General features: G+C 34.1%; 18 protein-coding genes and 1 tRNA gene. 12 read left to right on the top strand and 7 right to left on the bottom strand.

Annotated features, from left to right (window positions below; translation table 11 throughout):
• Positions 1-125: 125 nt before the first annotated feature.
• From BOW55_RS08345 to rpoN, 3 genes are all read left to right on the top strand, one after another.
• A complete protein-coding gene (locus tag BOW55_RS08345; protein ID WP_129023750.1) occupies positions 126-2,531 on the top strand; it encodes an RND family transporter in 2,406 nt (801 codons plus the stop codon).
• A 353-nt stretch (positions 2,532-2,884) separates the two neighbouring features.
• Positions 2,885-4,330, top strand: coding sequence for an asparagine--tRNA ligase (gene asnS, locus BOW55_RS08340; RefSeq protein WP_129023749.1), 1,446 nt, complete (start codon positions 2,885-2,887; stop codon positions 4,328-4,330).
• Between the two features lie 108 nt (positions 4,331-4,438).
• Positions 4,439-5,899 carry an RNA polymerase factor sigma-54 gene (gene rpoN, locus BOW55_RS08335; RefSeq protein ID WP_089054333.1) on the top strand — a complete coding sequence of 487 codons (1,461 nt, stop codon included), beginning with the start codon at positions 4,439-4,441 and terminating at the stop codon, positions 5,897-5,899.
• 411 nt (positions 5,900-6,310) lie between these two features.
• Here rpoN and BOW55_RS08330 read toward each other — a convergent pair whose 3' ends face one another.
• The gene (locus BOW55_RS08330; protein WP_129023748.1) at positions 6,311-6,748 is read right to left on the bottom strand and encodes a hypothetical protein; all 438 of its coding nucleotides are present in this window, start codon (positions 6,746-6,748) and stop codon (positions 6,311-6,313) included.
• Between the two features lie 29 nt (positions 6,749-6,777).
• Positions 6,778-7,368, bottom strand: a complete 591-nt coding sequence (locus BOW55_RS08325; protein ID WP_089054374.1) for a thymidine kinase — start codon at positions 7,366-7,368, stop codon at positions 6,778-6,780.
• A 236-nt stretch (positions 7,369-7,604) separates the two neighbouring features.
• On the opposite strand from BOW55_RS08325, the gene BOW55_RS08320 reads away from it, so the two are divergent.
• From BOW55_RS08320 to BOW55_RS08290, 7 genes are all read left to right on the top strand, one after another.
• Entirely contained in the window at positions 7,605-8,639 is a 1,035-nt protein-coding gene (locus BOW55_RS08320; protein WP_129023747.1) for a hypothetical protein, read from the top strand.
• A gap of 103 nt (positions 8,640-8,742) precedes the next feature.
• Positions 8,743-9,459 (top strand): 16S rRNA (cytidine(1402)-2'-O)-methyltransferase, encoded by a 717-nt coding sequence (gene rsmI / locus BOW55_RS08315; protein WP_129023746.1) that lies wholly within the window; start codon positions 8,743-8,745, stop codon positions 9,457-9,459.
• 180 nt (positions 9,460-9,639) lie between these two features.
• The gene (locus BOW55_RS08310) at positions 9,640-9,984 is read left to right on the top strand and encodes a HopJ type III effector protein (protein ID WP_129023745.1); all 345 of its coding nucleotides are present in this window, start codon (positions 9,640-9,642) and stop codon (positions 9,982-9,984) included.
• A 165-nt stretch (positions 9,985-10,149) separates the two neighbouring features.
• On the top strand, positions 10,150-11,850 hold the full coding sequence (recJ, locus tag BOW55_RS08305; RefSeq protein ID WP_129023744.1) for a single-stranded-DNA-specific exonuclease RecJ: 1,701 nt from the start codon (positions 10,150-10,152) through the stop codon (positions 11,848-11,850).
• A complete protein-coding gene (locus tag BOW55_RS08300) occupies positions 11,840-13,120 on the top strand; it encodes an MFS transporter (protein WP_129023743.1) in 1,281 nt (426 codons plus the stop codon). Before recJ ends, BOW55_RS08300 begins: the two co-directional genes overlap by 11 nt.
• A 233-nt stretch (positions 13,121-13,353) precedes the next feature.
• The gene (locus tag BOW55_RS08295) at positions 13,354-13,710 is read left to right on the top strand and encodes a hypothetical protein (RefSeq protein WP_089054340.1); all 357 of its coding nucleotides are present in this window, start codon (positions 13,354-13,356) and stop codon (positions 13,708-13,710) included.
• An 83-nt stretch (positions 13,711-13,793) separates the two neighbouring features.
• The gene (locus tag BOW55_RS08290) at positions 13,794-15,005 is read left to right on the top strand and encodes a cytochrome c3 family protein (RefSeq protein WP_129023742.1); all 1,212 of its coding nucleotides are present in this window, start codon (positions 13,794-13,796) and stop codon (positions 15,003-15,005) included.
• Positions 15,006-15,078: 73 nt separating this feature from the next.
• On the opposite strand, the gene BOW55_RS08285 is transcribed toward BOW55_RS08290, so the two are convergent.
• The 4 genes from BOW55_RS08285 to BOW55_RS08275 all read right to left on the bottom strand — a co-directional run bounded on the left by BOW55_RS08285 (position 15,079) and on the right by BOW55_RS08275 (position 17,429).
• A complete protein-coding gene (locus BOW55_RS08285) occupies positions 15,079-15,822 on the bottom strand; it encodes a UDP-2,3-diacylglucosamine diphosphatase (protein WP_129023741.1) in 744 nt (247 codons plus the stop codon).
• Between the two features lie 90 nt (positions 15,823-15,912).
• Positions 15,913-16,365, bottom strand: a complete 453-nt coding sequence (locus BOW55_RS08280; protein WP_089054343.1) for a 6-carboxytetrahydropterin synthase — start codon at positions 16,363-16,365, stop codon at positions 15,913-15,915.
• Between the two features lie 32 nt (positions 16,366-16,397).
• Positions 16,398-16,574, bottom strand: a complete 177-nt coding sequence (locus BOW55_RS20810; protein ID WP_164975016.1) for a hypothetical protein — start codon at positions 16,572-16,574, stop codon at positions 16,398-16,400.
• 90 nt (positions 16,575-16,664) lie between these two features.
• Positions 16,665-17,429, bottom strand: a complete 765-nt coding sequence (locus BOW55_RS08275) for an enoyl-CoA hydratase/isomerase family protein (protein WP_129023740.1) — start codon at positions 17,427-17,429, stop codon at positions 16,665-16,667.
• 106 nt (positions 17,430-17,535) lie between these two features.
• Between BOW55_RS08275 and BOW55_RS08270 the strand changes: the two genes are divergently transcribed.
• Positions 17,536-17,609 (top strand) — tRNA-Ala (locus BOW55_RS08270).
• A gap of 85 nt (positions 17,610-17,694) precedes the next feature.
• The gene (locus BOW55_RS08265) at positions 17,695-18,489 is read left to right on the top strand and encodes a hypothetical protein (protein ID WP_129023739.1); all 795 of its coding nucleotides are present in this window, start codon (positions 17,695-17,697) and stop codon (positions 18,487-18,489) included.
• Between the two features lie 71 nt (positions 18,490-18,560).
• Here BOW55_RS08265 and BOW55_RS20805 read toward each other — a convergent pair whose 3' ends face one another.
• A complete protein-coding gene (locus BOW55_RS20805) occupies positions 18,561-18,737 on the bottom strand; it encodes a hypothetical protein (RefSeq protein ID WP_164973663.1) in 177 nt (58 codons plus the stop codon).
• Positions 18,738-18,788: the final 51 nt, after the last annotated feature.

Genomic DNA, 18,788 nt, shown 5'->3' with positions numbered 1-18,788 from the left:
TGAAAAGAAAGAAATTTATCACAAAAAACGATATGAATATTTGTGTTAACATTAAGTAAAATACAATCTATTGTTTATGATTTTGAGCACTTTTCACTACATTTGCATCCATTTTTAAAGAATTTATGAAAAACACTATCCAAGTTGGATTTTGGGAGAAACTGGCCCGAATTATACTTAAAAACAGAATAACAATTCTAATTGTACTTTCTGCTTTAACCATTTTCCTTGCTTTGCAATGGAAGAATCTTTCAATGACTTATACCGAAGCAAATCTGCTTCCGAAAGACCATATTGCAAATAAAGATTATCAAAAATTTCTAGACAAGTTTGGTGAAGAAGGAAATCTTGTGGTAATTGGTTTTAAAGATCCTAAATTTTTTACTCCAAAAAATTATGCGGCTTGGAATGAGCTTATGACGGGTTTAAAAAAATCTAAGGAAGTTGATTTAGTAGTTTCATTAAATGATTTAAAGAAACTTGAAAAAGATACCGTTAACGAAAAATTTGTTTTATCACCGTTTATTGATCAAAGTAAAGCTTTAGATCCAGCTTATTTAAAAACAGTTCAATACGATTTATTTCATAATTTACCTTTTTACGAAGGTCTTTTATTCAATAAAGAAAGCGGTAGTGTTCGTTCTGCAATTTATATCAATAAAGCATTAGTAAATACTGCTGAAAGAAAGACTTTTATCCTAGAAAATTTAGTTCCGAAAATCGATAAATTTGAGAAAACTACCGGAATTGATCTTCGCGTTTCTGGAATGCCTTATATCAGAACGATCAATGCGGACAATATGAAAGGTGAAATTGGTCTTTTTATCGGTGCAGCTTTACTTACTGTTTCTTTAATATTCTTTTTCTTTTTCCGTTCGTTCAGAGCAACATTCATTTCAATTTGTATTTTAATTGTTGGCGTAATCTGGTCTTTTGGAACGCTGGGATTATTTGGTTATAAAATCACGATTTTAACAGCCATTATTCCACCGTTAATTATCGTAATTGGTATTACAAACTGTATTTTCCTGATCAACAAATACCAGCAGGAAATCAAATTACATAATAATCAGGCAAAAGCATTGCAGCGTGTAATTTCAAAAATTGGAGTTTCGACTTTAATGACGAATTTAACAACAGCAATTGGTTTCGCAACCTTTATGATTACAGGAAATGATTTGCTTTTTGAATTTGGTCTGGTAACTTCAATCAACGTAATTTCTGTGTATTTATTGACACTTTTTATTGTGCCGATTATATACAGTTTTATGCCATTGCCAAAAGAAAAACACTTATATCATTTAACTAAAACATATATTTCGACACTTTTAAATGTTGTTGAAAATCTAGTTAAAACAAAACGTAAAATAGTATATATTGTTTACGGTTTACTTTTAGTTTTCAGTGTAATTGGAGTTTCGCAAATGAAAGTTTCGGGAAGTTTGATAGGCGAAATGCCAAAAAGCGCTTCTTTCTTTAAAGATATTTTATTCTACGAAAAAGAATTCAACGGAGTAATGCCTTTGGAAATTATGATTGACACCAAAAAGAAAAAAGGTGTTATGAAAGCATCAACCATTCGCAAAATGGATGAATTGCAAACTACAATTGCAGAGATTCCAGAATTAGCTAAACCAGTTTCAATTGTAAATTTAGTTAAATATTCGAAACAGGCTTTCTACAACGGAAATCCAGAATATTATCAATTACCAACTTCGCAAGAACAGGCTTTTATTTTAAGTTACGCTAAAAACGCAACTAAAAACAGCAAAGAAAATCTAATGAAAGCTTACGTTGATTCGACTGGACAATATGCCCGAATCACCACTTTCATGAAAGATATTGGTACGGATGAAATGGCAAAAGTGGAGAAAAAACTTCATACTAAAATAGATGAAATTTTTCCAAAAGACCGTTATGAAGTAACTGTTACCGGAAAAGCATTGGTTTTCCAAAAAGGAACGTCGTATTTAGTAGATAATTTAATCGAATCACTGATTTTTGCAATCGCAGTTATCGCCATATTGATGTTATATTTGTTCAGATCATTTAAAATGGTAATGGCATCTGTAATCACAAATATTTTACCGCTTTGCATTACATCTGGATTGATGGGTTATTTCGGAATTCCGTTAAAACCGTCAACAATTTTAGTGTTCAGTATTGCATTTGGAATTTCGGTCGATAATGCGATTCAGTTTATGGCAAAATACAAACATGATCTGCTTCAAAGCGGCGGAAAGGTAAAGAAATCAGTTTTCAGTGCTTTAAGAGAAACTGGAATTAGTACTTTTTACACATCAGTAGTTTTGATTTTAGGTTTTGCAACTTTTACTTTATCAAGCTTTAGCGGAACTATTGCACTTGGAGGATTAATTTCATGTACTTTGGCTTTTGCAATGTTTGCGAATTTGGTGGTTTTACCTTCGTTGGTTTTGACTTTTGAGAAGAAGAAAACTAAGAAAGAGGAATTGGAGAATTTGGATAAGAAAATTTTTTTTGCCACAAATTTCACAAATTTCACGAATTAACACGAATTAAAAATAAAAAACCTTTATCAAAGGTTGACACACAGTTTGTCATTTCGACGAAGGAGAAATCTTCGCAAGTAGCTCCGCACTGCAATTCCAAACTTTGTCGAGTTTCTTACGAAGATTTCTCCTTCGTCGAAATGACAATAATGAGGATAAATATAAATTCATAAAAAGAATTACCTATCCTGAAACCGAGTGCCCTAGCCCTGATAGAAGCGGCATCCTTTATGTTTTTTCTTTAAAAACATAAAGATACAGCGGATAGCAGGAAACAGCTTCAAAAATTAATTATTATCGTTTATATTTGCAGTTGTTGAAAAACAAATAATTTAATATCAATATTATATAAAATGAAACACACAAAGGTTAAAGACTTATTAAACAGTACGACGACGCTACAGGAAGTGAATGCAAAAGGATGGGTGAGAACTTTTAGAAATAATCAGTTCATCGCGCTAAATGACGGTTCTACCATTAATAATATACAATGTGTTGTTGATTTTGAAAATACACCTGAAGAAACTTTAAAAAGAATCACGACTGGAGCTGCGGTTTCTGTAATTGGAACTTTGGTTGAAAGTAAAGGTGCAGGTCAGAAATATGAAATTCAGGTGAACAAACTTGAAATCCTTGGAGATTCTGATGCGGAGAAATTCCCAATGCAGCCTAAAAAACACTCTTTAGAGTTTTTACGTGAAAACGCTCACTTGCGTGTACGCACAAATGCTTTTGGTGCGATTATGCGTGTGCGTTCAGTATTGTCATTTGCAGTTCACAAATATTTTCAGGAAAAAGGTTTTGTGTATGTAAACACGCCAATTATCACTGGAGCAGATGCTGAAGGTGCTGGAGAAATGTTTCAGGTAACTTCATTGCCTTTGGATAATCTTCCAAAAAACGAAGAAGGAAACATTGATTTCAAAAAAGATTTCTTCGGAAAACATACCAACTTAACGGTTTCTGGACAGTTAGAAGGTGAAACTTTTGCAATGGCTTTGGGTCAGATTTATACTTTTGGACCAACGTTTAGAGCTGAGAACTCAAACACTTCTCGTCACTTAGCAGAATTCTGGATGATTGAGCCGGAAGTTGCTTTCAACAACCTTGATGACAACATGGATTTGGCTGAAGATTTTATTCAGTATGTAATTAAATATGCTTTAGACAATTGTGGAGATGATTTGAAATTCTTAGAAGGAAGACTTCTTGAAGAAGAAAAATCAAAACCACAGGCTGAAAGAAGCGAAATGGCTTTGTTAGAGAAACTGAACTTTGTTTTAGAGAATAACTTCAAACGTGTTTCTTATACGGAAGCAATTGATATTTTAAGAGATTCAACGCCAAATAAAAAGAAGAAATTCCAATATATCATTAACGAATGGGGCGCTGATTTACAATCAGAACACGAGCGTTATTTAGTTGAAAAACACTTTAAATGTCCGGTAATTTTATTTGATTATCCAGCAAACATTAAAGCGTTTTATATGCGTTTGAACGACAACACTGAACCAGGAAGAGAAACCGTTCGCGCAATGGATATCCTTTTCCCTGGAATTGGAGAAATCGTAGGTGGTTCTGAAAGAGAAGAGCGTTACGACGTTTTAATCGAAAAAATGAAAGCTTTAGAAATCGACGAAGAAGAATTATACTGGTATCTAGACACCAGAAGATTTGGATCAGCAACTCACGCAGGTTTCGGTTTAGGATTTGAACGTTTGGTATTGTTTGTAACAGGAATGACAAACATTAGAGACGTAATTCCTTTCCCAAGAACTCCTGGTAGCGCAGAATTCTAAAAAAGTTTAATCGGTTAATCGTTCATTCGGTTAACCGATTTTCACGAAGAAACGAATTAACGATTAAACGAATTAACGATTAAACAAATAAACGATTAAACAGTATAAATGCTAAAGCAATTTTTAAATTTAAAATTATCCCAAAAATTATCTCCACAGCAAATTCAGCTGATGAAGTTAATTCAATTGCCTACGCAAGCTTTTGAACAGCGTTTATTAGAAGAAATGAACGAAAATCCAGCTCTTGAAGCTGGAAAAGAAGATGAATACGAAGCGGATGAATTTGCTAATGAAGACTACGACGATTATGATGATGCAGAATCAGACAGAATCGAAGCAGACGACATTAACATTGACGAATATCTAAGCGACGACGATACGCCTGATTACAAAACTCAGGTGAATAATTACAGTGACGATGAAGAACGCGAAACGCCTTTTGCTTCACCAATTAGCTTTCATCAGGATTTAATCAATCAGTTGAATACTTTTATTTTGAATGATGAAGAACGCGAAATCGCCGAATTCCTTGTTGGAAGTATTGATGATATGGGTTACATCCGCAGAAGCGTTCCAGATATTGTAGACGACATGGCTTTTACTCAGGGAATTTATACTGATGAAGCAATGGTCGAAAAAATGTTGACTGTAATTCACGAACTTGAACCTTCGGGAGTTGGAGCGCGTGACTTGCAAGAATGTTTATTACTGCAATTAAAGCATAAAACACCAACCGAATATGTTGATTTGGCGATTGATATTATCGAAAATCAGTTTGATGCTTTTACGAAGAAACATTACGATAAACTTTTACAGAAATACAGTGTTTCGAACGAACAGCTTAAAAAAGCGATTCACGAAATCGAAAGATTAAACCCAAAACCGGGCGGATCTTTTACAGGAAATAATAAAGTCACTGAAAACGTAGTTCCTGATTTCGCGATCAGAATTGTGGACGGCGAATTAGAATTAACCTTAAACGGAAGAAATGCTCCTTCCCTGCACGTTTCTAAAGATTATCAGGAAATGATGCAGACGTACAAAGATTCTCGTGATAAATCGTCGGCACAAAAAGATGCGGTTCAGTTTATCAAACAAAAACTGGATTCGGCAAAATGGTTTATCGATGCAATCAGACAACGTCAGGAAACACTTTTTGTAACGATGAATGCGATTATGCATTATCAGGAAGAATATTTCCTTGATGGCGACGAAACCAAGCTTAAACCAATGATCTTAAAAGACATTGCCGATATGGTTGGTTTGGATATTTCGACAATTTCACGTGTTGCCAACAGTAAATATGTTGAAACACCTTACGGAACAAAACTGATTAAAGAATTCTTCTCTGAAGCGATGAAAAATGACCAAGGAGAAGATGTTTCAACTTTAGAAATCAAAAAGATTCTTAAGAATACAATTGAAGAAGAAGACAAAAAGAAACCACTTCCGGACGATCAATTGGCAGAAATCTTAAAAGAAAAAGGATATCCAATTGCAAGAAGAACAATTGCAAAATACCGCGAACAATTAGATATTCCAGTGGCAAGAATGAGAAAGAAGATTTAGATTTTTTTTGTTAAACCATATAAGAAATATAAGTTCATTTAAAAAAACAAACCCGATAGTTTAAAAAACTGTCGGGTTTTGTTTTTCCTTTCTTATTCATACTATTAAACTGGACTGAAGTCCAGCTCTACAATATGGATCCAGCCTTTGGCTCTTTCTTAGTTCCGAAGGAACGAATTATTTTGTAGGGCCGGATTTTAATCCAGTTTAAAAAACGAAAGTATAAAAAAACAAAACCCGACAGGTTTAACACTTGTCGGGTTTTGTTTTATAAGTATTTTTACAATCTAAAGATTAAGTTTGTCAGGCGGAGCGATCCCGAGGCTTCGGGAGAAACCTTTTTTCATTAATCGAGCCTTCGACTTCGCTCAGGGTGACAAACGTTTTAACAACGTCTTAGAGAACGTTAATTTATTTATATTGATCTGGCAATATCTTCACATTAAATAAAAACGTCTTCTTTTTATCGCTGTAGCTGTAAATCAAAGTATAATCATTATCTCTAAAAACCTGCAGTCCCGTATTTGCTTTCGCGGTACTTAAAAGACTTTTTTCCATTTCTACTTGTATTACATCGACTTCAGCAGTTACTTTTTCTACATTCAACAGTGTCAAATTATACTGAACAACTCTCTCTTCAGGCAAACTTACGCTGTCGAGACGAATCCCTTCTTGAATTTTCAGCGGACAGTTTTTGTTGTATTTTTCAACTAATGTTGTTATTTCTGTATTTACTTCATCTGCCTTTTCAGAAAGAAAAAATTGAAAATAAACAGCCAGAGCTATCGCAATTCCAATTATAACTAATAGTATGATATTCTGTTTTCTTTTACTTTGCTTTTCTTGCATGGTTTATCAGGCTTAAATGAATTTTAAATCTATTTTTCTTGACTCTTTTTCATAGCGTTAAAATAAGCTGCACGACTTAATGGCTCATATTCTTCTGTTTCCCCAAGCATTACTAACTTATCATTATCTGTTTTACGAAAACTATAATTGGCAAGATTTCCTGTTCTCGTACAAACCGCATGAACTTTGGTAACATATTCTGCAGTTGCCATAAGCCCCGGCATTGGTCCAAAAGGATTTCCTTTAAAATCCATATCAAGTCCTGCAACAATTACACGAATTCCCTGATTGGCAAGATCATTACAAACCGTAATAATTTCATCATCAAAAAACTGAGCTTCGTCAATACCAATAACATCGCAGCCTTGTGCTAAAATTAAGATATTGGCAGCGGCAGGAACTGGCGTAGAACGGATTTCGTTGGCATCGTGAGACACCACCATTTCGTCATGATAGCGAGTATCGATTGCGGGTTTAAAAATTTCGACTCTTTGTTTGGCAAATTGGGCGCGTTTTAATCTGCGGATTAACTCCTCGGTCTTACCCGAAAACATTGATCCACAAATAACTTCAATCCAACCAAATTGTTCTTTGTGATTTACTGTATTTTCGAGAAACATTTTGTATTTTTCTACCTTTAAAAATGAATAGTTTTTATTACTTTGTACTGGTAATAAATTGACGCAAAAAACTGCTGTTTTTCGGTTTTTCAAAAGTAGAAAATTTTTATCAAAACGGAGATTCGCAATCGCTTATTAACAGAAATAAAAAATTAATTCGTTGATTTTCTCCCAGAATAAAGACATTCAGATACAAAACATAATAAATTACCCTATTCACTATAATTTCAACAGTTATGAAAAAAAAATTGGAAGCCGACTTAATCAGCATTGCACATCGAATTTTAAAACTTAAAAACAAATCCGATATCAATCAATTATATCTTGAAACTCAGAAATTATATGAGAAACTAGCGGTGTTAAAATTTGTTGATGAAAATTTCGACAGCCTAAAACCTACAATAAACCACAGTGAAATTACTTCTGAAATCGAAACTATTTTTGAAAAAGAAGAGATTATTCCTACAGAAGCTAAAGCCAAAGAACCAATTGCAGTTGAAGAAACTGTAACTGAAACCGTAATTGCGGAAGAAACAAAAACCGAAGAGGTTATAGAAGAGACTGTACCTGAAATTATTGCGGAAATCTCTGAGGAAATCATTTTAGAAACTGAAGTTGAGACTATTCCTGAAACTGTTGCAGAAATCAATGAAGAACCTGAAGCGGAAGAAATTGAAGAGCCTATTTTTGAAGCCAAAAAAGATATCGAAGCCGCTGACGAACTTTCGTTTACTACTATCAGCGATTTAAAGCCAATTCCTGATTTCATACCTGCTTTCGAATTAGAAACGGAAGAAATAGTTGCAGAAATCAAAGAAGAGCCAAAAATCGAAACAGAGACAAAACCTCAAGCAGTTCATATGACTTTAGAAGAGCTTTTAGGCGTAAACTATGCTGATGCTCAATTTGTGAAAGTTGATAGTTTTGAGAATGTTTCTGCAAACACAACTACTACAGAATCTAAAGAGAAAAAAAATACGGAAACAGCCATTTTAGAAACTCCAGCAGAACCTAAAACTGTTACATTAAACGAAAAACTGGCAAAAGGTTTCCATGTTGATTTGAATGATCGAATTGCATTTACAAAAAACCTTTTCGGAAACAGTTCTGAAGATTACAGTCGTGTTCTAAATCAGCTTTTAACATTTGATTCTTATGCAGAAGCTAAAGAATTTATTGACGATATGGTAAAACCTGATTACAACAATTGGGACGGAAAAGATGATTATGCAGAACGTTTCCTTGGAATTATCGAGAAGAAATTCGCATAAACCCGAATTCCACAGATTTACACTAATTTATATTCGTTAAATTTCAACACTTTAGTTATTCGTGTTAATTCGTGTAATCTGTGTTTAAATATTAAAAACAACTATGTCAAAATTATATATCGTTCCAACGCCAATTGGCAATCTTGAAGACATGACTTTCAGAGCTATTAGAGTTTTGAAAGAAGTCGATTTGATTTTGGCAGAAGACACGAGAACGAGCGGAAAATTGTTGAAGCATTTTGAAATTGGCACGCACATGCACAGCCATCATATGCACAACGAACACAAAACCACCGAAAATTTAATTGCCCGTTTAAAAGCCGGCGAAACTATAGCTTTAATTTCTGATGCAGGAACTCCGGCAATTTCAGATCCTGGATTTTTGTTAACACGCGCTTGTGTCGAAAATAAAATTGAAGTAGAATGTCTTCCGGGCGCAACGGCTTTTGTTCCAGCTCTTGTAAACAGCGGACTTCCAAATGACAAGTTTGTTTTCGAAGGTTTTCTTCCTGATAAAAAAGGACGTCAGACTCGATTTTTGGCTTTAGCCGAAGAAACCAGAACAATGATTTTATACGTTTCTCCACATAAACTCGTTAAAACCTTAAGTGAATTTATTCAATATTTTGGAGAAGACAGACAAGTTTGCGTTTCAAGAGAATTATCAAAATTGCACGAAGAAAATGTACGCGGAACAGCGAAAGAAGTTTTAGCACATTTTGAAAAAACAGCTCCACGCGGCGAAATCGTAGTTGTGGTTGCAGGAAAAACAATAACAAAAGAACCTAAGAAAAGTAAGTTTTCTAAGGATGAAGAATAATTTATTTAAGCCACAGATTAAAAAGATTAACACAGATTAAAAATTAAGTCGCCACGAATTAGCACGAATTAAATTAGTGTAAATTAGTGCAATTCGTGGCGAAAAAACAATAAAAATCATTCTAATCATTTTAATCTGTGGCAAAAACCTAAACTGCAAAGCAGATAAACAATACAAATCATGAGCATTCAAGCCTTTTTAGAAAAAGTAAAACAAACTCCAACACAAATCACATTTCCTGAAACTATTGCCGTAATCGAAGAAAATTACAGCTTTACTCCAACTGCTTTTCAAAACGGAACACAGCATAACACTGCCGGAGAAAATTCTGGTTCTTGTAAATTATTTTCGTTTGCAAAACTGCAAAACTTAAGCAAAGAAGAAACTTTGGCTTGTTTTGGCGCTTTCTATTTTGAAGAAGTTTTAGGAGATCCAAACGGAACAAATCACCAAAATATTAGAAATTTCATCAACTTAGGCTGGGACGGAATTAAGTTTGAAGGAAATGCTTTAGAAGCGAAATAACACAAAATATTCTGCCACAGATTTCACTGATTAACACAGATTAAAAAAACTTTTAAGTCCTCTATCCCGATAGCTATCGTGAGTGGCAAAAAAAATTACCTATCCAGATTAAACGATTTTCGATTTCTTCAATCTAAAATCTAAGATCTAAAATCTACAATGAAAATGCGTTGGACTTTAAAACCAAAACCTTCTGAGGATAAAATCAAACATTTGGCGCAAGCCTTAAATGTAGAAGATTTTGTTGCAACGCTTTTGATTCAGCGCGGCATTGAAACTTTTGAAGATGCTAAAAATTTCTTTCGTCCCTCTTTAGAACATCTTCACGATCCTTATCTGATGAAAGATATGGAGAAAGCGGTTGCAAGAATAGAATTGGCAATTGAAAATCAGGAAAACATTTTAGTTTTTGGCGATTATGATGTTGACGGAACAACGGCGGTTTCTTTGGTTTCTTCGTATTTAAAATCATACTATTCAAATATTGCAACTTATATTCCGGATCGTTATGATGAAGGTTACGGAATCTCTTTTAAAGGAATTGACTTTGCTGACGATAATGGCTTTTCATTGATTATTGCACTCGATTGCGGCATAAAATCTATAGATCATATCGCTTACGCAAAAGCAAAAAACATCGATTTTATTGTTTGTGATCACCACAGACCTGGTGAATTTCTTCCAGACGCGGTTGCGATTCTTGATCCAAAAAGAGAAGACTGCTCTTATCCGTATGATGAGTTATGCGGCTGTGGAGTTGGTTTTAAATTGATTCAGGCTTTAGGCCAAAACCGAAATGAAACGATTGAGGATTTAGTTCCATATTTAGATTTGGTTGCAACTGCAATTGCTGCAGATATTGTTCCTATTACAGGAGAAAATCGTGTTTTAGCTTATTTCGGTTTAAAAGTAATTAACAGCGAACCAAGACCTGGAATTAAAGCTTTGGTTCATCAGGTTAAGAAGACAGTTTTAGACATTACCGATGTTGTTTTTATTATTTCACCAAGAATAAACGCAGCTGGAAGAATCAAACACGGAAATCATGCGGTTGAGTTATTGACCGAATTTGATTTTGAACAAGCACAGCAGTTTGCATCTGAAATTGAACAATATAATGCTGATCGAAAAGATCTCGATAAAAAAATCACAAAAGAAGCTTTTCTGCAAATTACAGAAAACAATGAGGAAGAACGTTTTTCTACCGTTGTTTTTCAAGAAGACTGGCACAAAGGCGTTATTGGAATTGTTGCTTCTCGATTAATTGAAACCTATTATCGACCAACTTTAGTTTTTACCAAAAGCGGCGATAAATATGCGGCTTCTGCCCGATCTGTAAAAGGATTTGATGTTTATAATGCATTAGATGCCTGCGCAGAACATTTGGAACAATTTGGAGGTCATATGTACGCGGCGGGAATGACTTTAAAAGCTGAAAATTATCAGATTTTTAAAGACGCTTTCGAAAAACAGGTTTCCTCAACTATCCTACCTGAAATGCAAACTCCTGAAATCGAAATTGATGCTGAAATTAATTTCTCTGATATTACTCCAAAACTCATCCGTATTCTTAAACAATTTGAACCTTTTGGCCCGCAGAACATGACGCCGGTTTTCATGACAAAAAATATAAAAGATACTGGTTACGCCAAAACTTTAGGTTCTGAGGAAGAACATCTAAGGCTTTTTGTAAAACAATCTAATTCAGATGGAATTGCAGCAATTGGCTTTGGACTCGGAAAAAAATTAAGTATAGCGCAAAATCAGAATCTGTTTCAGCTGGCTTATTCTTTAGCTGAAAACGAATGGAACGGAACCATATCAACACAGCTTATGCTGAAAGACATCAGAACAAATGACAACTAAATCAACAAAACCAGATCCGTATCAAGCGCTTCGCTATAGAGAGTTTAATATATTTTTACTATTGCGCTTTGCGATGGTTTTTGCTTGGTCGATGCAGTTTATTGTTATTGAATGGGAGGTTTACAGTTTAACTAAAAATCCGCTTTCGTTAGGAATTATAGGTTTAATGGAAGTGATTCCAGCGGTTTCAATGGCATTGTTTGCAGGACATATTGTTGATCAAAGAGAAAAGAAAGGATTATTGGTAAAATGTATTCTAGGATTTTCAGTAATTAGTTTTGGATTATTTTTACTCACTTGGCCAAAAATTGTCAGCGGTTGGTCGACAGAGTCTATCTTATACTCCATTTACTTTTTAGTATTTCTTGGCGGATTAGTTCGTGCTTTTCTTGGCCCTACTATTTTCTCACTACTATCACTTATTATCCCTAAAAAAGCATATCCAAATGCCGCTACTTGGAGCAGTTCGGTTTGGCAGATTGGTGCGGTTATGGGACCGGCACTTGCAGGATTTTCAATTAACTGGATTGGTGTTCACTGGTCAATGTGTCTCGTTTTCGGATTCTCAATTCTTTCCTTAATTGCCTTATCACAAATTAGTAAAAAACCAATCATAAATCCGAAGATCGGAGAATCCATAAAAGACAGTCTTACAGAAGGTTTGACTTTTGTATTTAAAAACCAAATTGTTTTAGGTGCTTTGTCACTTGATATGATTGCGGTACTTTTTGGAGGTGCAGTAGCATTGTTACCTGTTTTTGCACAAGATATTTTAAAAGTGGGTTCTGAAGGTTTTGGTATATTAAGAGCCGCGCCTGCCGTGGGTGCTTTTATTACGATGATTGTTTCGGCGTATATCCCTTTATACAAAAATGCCGGAAAAAAACTTTTAGTAGCCATATTTGTTTTTGGATTGTCGATTATTTTATTTGGACTTTCTACGTCATTCTGGCTTTCTGTTTTTGCTTTATTCTTGAGCGGACTTGCTGATGGAATTTCGGTAGTAATTCGCCAGACCATTTTACAGCTTAAAACTCCTGATCATATGCGTGGACGTGTTGGTGCTGTAAATTCGATTTTTGTTGGCTCTTCTAATGAATTAGGTGCGTTTGAGAGTGGTGCAACTGCCAAATTAATGGGAGCAGTAACATCTGTTGTGTTTGGCGGAAGCGTTACACTTTTGACCGTTTTAGGTTTTGGTTTTATATCTCCAACTTTTAGAGATTTAGATCTTCATAAAGATATGGAAGAACATCACAAATTGGAGTAATTAATTTTTAAACCATATAAATTATATATAAGTTCATTTAAAAAATGGATCTTAATTTTAGAGACCTCCATTTTATTGGAGGTCTTTTTATTTTTGCATCCAGCAAAAACAAGAAAGCCTTTACTACGAACTTATAGTACTTATATGGTAAAACATTTTTCAAATTTTTATGATTTTTTTATTTAGAATTAATATAAATAATATTTATATTTGCTGGAATAAAAGGATTTACAATGAGAGAAATACAACAAATATATCACAACAGCTTCGGCATAGCCTTTTACTGGAAACAAAACAGCCAGACAATTCTTGACAAAGTACAGTTGGTTTTTAAAGAAACAGGCTTCTATTTTACAGTTTCAGAATTGAATATGTTTTGCGATTTAATCGAAGACAGCATTATCGAGAACGCTTGTTGCGAAGCTTGTGAGTTAAAATATTCTTGTCATAAATTTTTACTAAAAACTCCTTGTTCGTCAATAGATTTAGCGGTTTCAATGACAGAACTAAAATCAATTAAAGATTTAGTTGAAGGCTCTTTGTTTAAAATCGAATTAGACGAATATGTTTATGGTCCTGGATTAAACTAAGAAACATTCTAAATATTTTAACAACATTTTTTCATTATTGAAATATATTTTGATTTTATTCAAAAAAAAGTATATTTACGGCAATGAAAAAAATAAGCATTCTTATTGCCTTTACTATTCTAGCACTCTTTTTTACAAACTGCAAAGACGCTTCTGAAGAGTATATTGATCCGCGAGGCACTGATTATGCAGGCTCTGAAAGCTGTATTCAATGTCACCAGACTCAATATGACATGGCAGTAAAAAGCGCTCACTTTAAAGCAACTGCTCCCGCAATTCCGGCAAATATTTTAGGTGATTTTGACAAGGCAAATCACACTTTTATCTATGATAAAAACACCAAAATTGTCATGGAAAAACGCAACGACAGCTTGTATCAAGTTCTATATAAAAACGGAAAAGAGGTTGAAGCGCATCGTTTTGAGATTGTTTTTGGAATTAAACATGCACAAACTTCAGTATATTGGCGAGATCGCAATACCTACGAATTACCCGTTTCTTATTATAGATCAATAAACAATTGGGCGACAAGTCCAGGATTTCCAGCCGATAAACCTTATTTTGACCGTATGGTCGTAAAAGACTGTTATTCTTGTCATAGTTCAAACATCAGCAGCAGAAATGTTAATCAGAATTCTACAGATAAAAACTTTTTATCGATGGAGGTTGAAGATATTATTGATAAAAAAACGATTGTTTACGGAATTGATTGTGAACGCTGTCACGGGCCAGCGAAAAAGCATGTTGATTTTCATCTAAAAAACCCAAATATCAAAGTTGCAAATAGCATTACTAGTTTTAAAACGCTTAACAGACAACAAAAATTAGATGCCTGTGCGCTTTGCCACGCTGGAAATGACGGAATGAAAATGAAATCTCGCTTTGACTTCAAACCGGGTGATAATCTTTCTGATTTTTATAGAGAAACAAGAAGCGTAACTGATACCGCGAAATTTGATGTTCACGGAAACCAATTTCGCTTAATGGCGCAAAGTAAGTGTTTTATAAAAAGTGACAAAATGGATTGTATAACTTGCCATAATCCGCATGAAAATGCTTCTAAGAATATGGCATCATATTCTAAAATTTGTATGAGTTGTCATCAAGGTTTAAAACACAATGAAACGACTTTAAAAACGATGCCTGAAAAATTACTGGCTGCTAATTGTGTGGAATGTCATATGCCGAAAAAAGCATCAGGAGCAATTAAATTTCAACTTTCTAACAGCAAGCAACTTTCAGAATATATTTTGAGAACGCACAAAATTGGGATTTATCCAACAAGTACAAAATAAGACATTTTTTAGCTTTTGGTTTTAGCCACTAAGCCTCAACTTTGCGACCTGCAACTTTCGACTTTTGACTTACTTATTTCTCGAATTTTTTAAGTTCAAAATTCTCACCGTCAAAAACGCCATAGGTAAAATAACCAATCCAATCGCCTAGATTTACATAATTAGAATCTTCGCCAACAGGAATAATCATTGGTAAATGGCGATGTCCAAAAATAAAGTAATTATAATGTTTGGTTTCGAGTTTGCGCTTGGCGTACAACACGAGCCATTCGTTTTCTTCACCAAGAAATTTTACATCTTCGTCACCAGAAATCAGTTTATTTTTAACCGATAAATACTGCGCTAAACTCACGCCGACATCAGGATGAAGCCATCGAAAAAGCCATTTTGAAAACGGGTTAGTAAACACCTTTTTCATTCTTTTATAACCTTTATCGCCAGGACCTTTTCCGTCACCATGACCAATCAGGAAAGTTTTCCCGTTAAAAGTAAATTCTTTGTTATCATGATAAACCGGAATATTCAATTCGGTTTCAAAATAATCATTCATCCAAAGATCATGATTTCCAACAAAAAAGTAAATTGGAATACCGCTGTCGCGAATTTCAGCCAATTTTCCTAAAATTCGAACAAAACCTTTTGGTACAACTGTTTTATATTCAAACCAAAAATCAAATAAATCACCAAGTAAAAAAATCGCCTCGGCATCTTCTTTAACCTCATCTAACCAAGCCACAAATTTCTTTTCGCGCGGTAGACTCAATTCAGGAGTCGGCGCACCAAAATGCTGATCTGAAGCAAAATATACTTTTTTCATTTAGATTTTTAGATTACTGGACTTCTTAGAATTTTAGACTTTTGTCTCTCTGAGCGAAGTCGAAGAGTTTGGAATTTCTTTTTTTGAATATTAAATGTTATCACTTGCATACCACTCTGCAAACGACGATTCCGTTTCTTGAAGTTTAAGAGAGAAAAGCGAAATTCCTTTTGGCAGTCTTGCGATAATTCTATCAGCAAAATCAACTACCATATTTTCGCTTGTTGGCTGATAATCAACCAATATTACGTGATGTCCGCGATTTTTCAATTCATTTGCTAATTCGATATGCGGCGTTGTTTGATTAAATACAGTCGCATGATCAAATTGATCGACGATTTCTTCTTTTACAATTTTCTTTAAATCAGAAAAGTCAATTACCATTCCGAATTTCACATTCGATCGATCTGTAATTGGCGAACCAATAACAGTTACCGACAATTTATAACTGTGTCCGTGAACGTTCTTGCATTTTCCGTCGTAACCGTACAATGCATGTCCAGTTTCGAAACTAAATTGTTTTGTAATTCTAATATTACTCATCGATTTTTAATTTAAGCTTGCAAATTTACAAATTAATAACCGTTTTCGTCTCTTTTTTTAGCACGGTTATACATCCAATAGGCAATTCCTACTAAAACGACAAACGGAATAAACGATCCTATAACAACACCTATTTGATATCCGCTGTCTGGAGCGTTTTTAATTTTCTCTGCCACATCACCCTTTTGGAATAAAGAAATAATAGTCATATTCAATAATTTATATGATGAAAAGTTGGTTTTAAATCCTTTTTCAAAACTATGTTACTATTTGTATAAAATCAATGACTTATGTCATGCCTATTTTTTAAACTGCATTAAAGCATTTCTGCTAAAATCAGATAGAACCAATTTACCTGTAATAGCGGCACGTTCAAAAAGCAGTGATTCCCAGTTTTCAGTATTTTCCCAAATGATCTTTTTCATTTCGTGCAATGCTTCTGGATTGTATGAACTTAATTTTTGAGCAAAATTTTCTACTTCTTTATCCAGATTTTCTGAATCAATCAAAACAGAATATAACCCTTTTTCAAAAGCCCAATCTGCCGATTTCCATTCATGTGCGGCTAATGTCATGTTTGTCATCGCAGTTTTTCCGATTTTTCGAGACACAGCCGGCTCAATTACAAACGGACCAATACCAATTGCAAGTTCAGATAATTTGATATCACTTTGAGGAGTTGCAAAAACATAATCGCACGCCGCAATTATTCCTACTCCGCCTCCAACTGCTTTTCCTTGAACTCGCCCAATTATAAGCTTGCTGCAGCTGCGCATAGCATTTAGCAAATGTGCAAAACCAGAAAAAAATTCTGTTCCTTGTTCTTCATTTTCTACCTGCAGAAGTTCATCAAACGAAGCGCCGGAACAAAAAGCTTTTTCGCCTTCGCTCTTCAAAACAATAAGGGAAACTGCATCGTTTCGGCTCAATGAATTAATTTCTAATGTAAGTTTATTTAATAATTCTCGCGGAAAAGAATTACTTGCAGGATGCCCAAATTGCACCGTTGCAATTGTATCTTGAAAAGAAGTCGAAAGCGATCCTTTTGTTGTTTCTAAACTCATAAAAATAGTTTTAAATGTAAAGTTACGGTTTTGACAACTATTTTTACTCAGATCCTTTTCTAAATTTGTTTATTGAAAATTAATTGACTTTATTTGCTATGACTTTGGGGGATTAGCTCATTTGGCTAGAGCGCTACGCTGGCAGCGTAGAGGTGATCGGTTCGAATCCGATATTCTCCACAAAAACTGTATTACTTAATTGAAATACGGTTTTTTTTTATGATTTATTTTAAACACAATCAACTTTAAACCAACACAAAACCCCATGAAAAAAAGCATTCTGATTGCATTACTTACTCTAGCTGGCGCAAGCTCTTTTGCACAAGAGTTCAAAGTTAAAAAAGGTGAAGTTTTACTAGATGGTAAACCTATTGCTAAAATGTCAGCTAAAGTACTTCGCCAATATGAAATTTCAAATCTGGACGGAACAAATACAATTACAGCATACATGAGAGTCTGTGAAAATCCTGCACCTGGAAAAGCTTATATTGAAATTGCTAATGAAGAGAAGAAAGCAAACGATCTTGATTTTGCAAAATATTCACCTTTCAACGTTGACCGAAGCATTATTCAAACCTTATTTGCAAAAGGTATGATTACAGAAAACGGAATTCAATTAGAACAAGTAAACACTTTTTTAAATGGCGAACCAACTGGTTTAGGCGAAAAATACGGGTGTAAACAACAAAGTGCAGAAAAAGCAATAACAGATGCATTGGCCTTAACAATTGATGATAACGGAAATGTTTTTAGTAAAAAAGAAAAAATCGGTTATATCAGAATGATTACAAACAATGGAACTACCAGTGGTGCTGTTGAAAAATACGAAGTAACAAATCTAGATTACAAAGTAATTGGAACTTGGTATGGAAAGTTTGGAATGGTTCAAGGTTACAGCAAAGCTTTAAATCAAGAAATTTATACTTACGATGGAAAAGTTTTTAAAGTAGAATTTAATAACGGAGGAAATTTTATTGGTTACAAAATGAGCCAAGACGTTACTGCCATGAACATTATAAAAAAATTAACTGGAAATGGATATTCTTTAGGCCATAAATAAAACCAGCAATACAAAAGCAAAAAAGAGTTCTCGTTGTTAATTCGAGAACTCTTTTTATTTATAGTTTCTTCTTATTTCTCATTTGCCGCGTCATCGGCGTCTATTCTATCTTTTACAGCTTTCTTGAAATCATTATTCAACAAATCTGTTAGTTTCTTTTTCTCTTTTTGATTTTTTCTGATTGTAAGTACAACTAAAATAACTACTAGTACTGCAACAACCGCCATTACAACCCAATTAATTTCCATAGCTTTAATTTTTAATTAAAAATAAGAAACTATATCTAAATACTATATTAT

The sequence above is a fragment of the Flavobacterium sp. YO12 genome, assembly GCF_004119495.1.
Taxonomy (GTDB): Bacteria; Bacteroidota; Bacteroidia; order Flavobacteriales; family Flavobacteriaceae; genus Flavobacterium.
The sequence above is the reverse complement of the archived record's forward strand: the minus strand, read 5'-3'. Positions and strand labels throughout refer to the sequence as shown.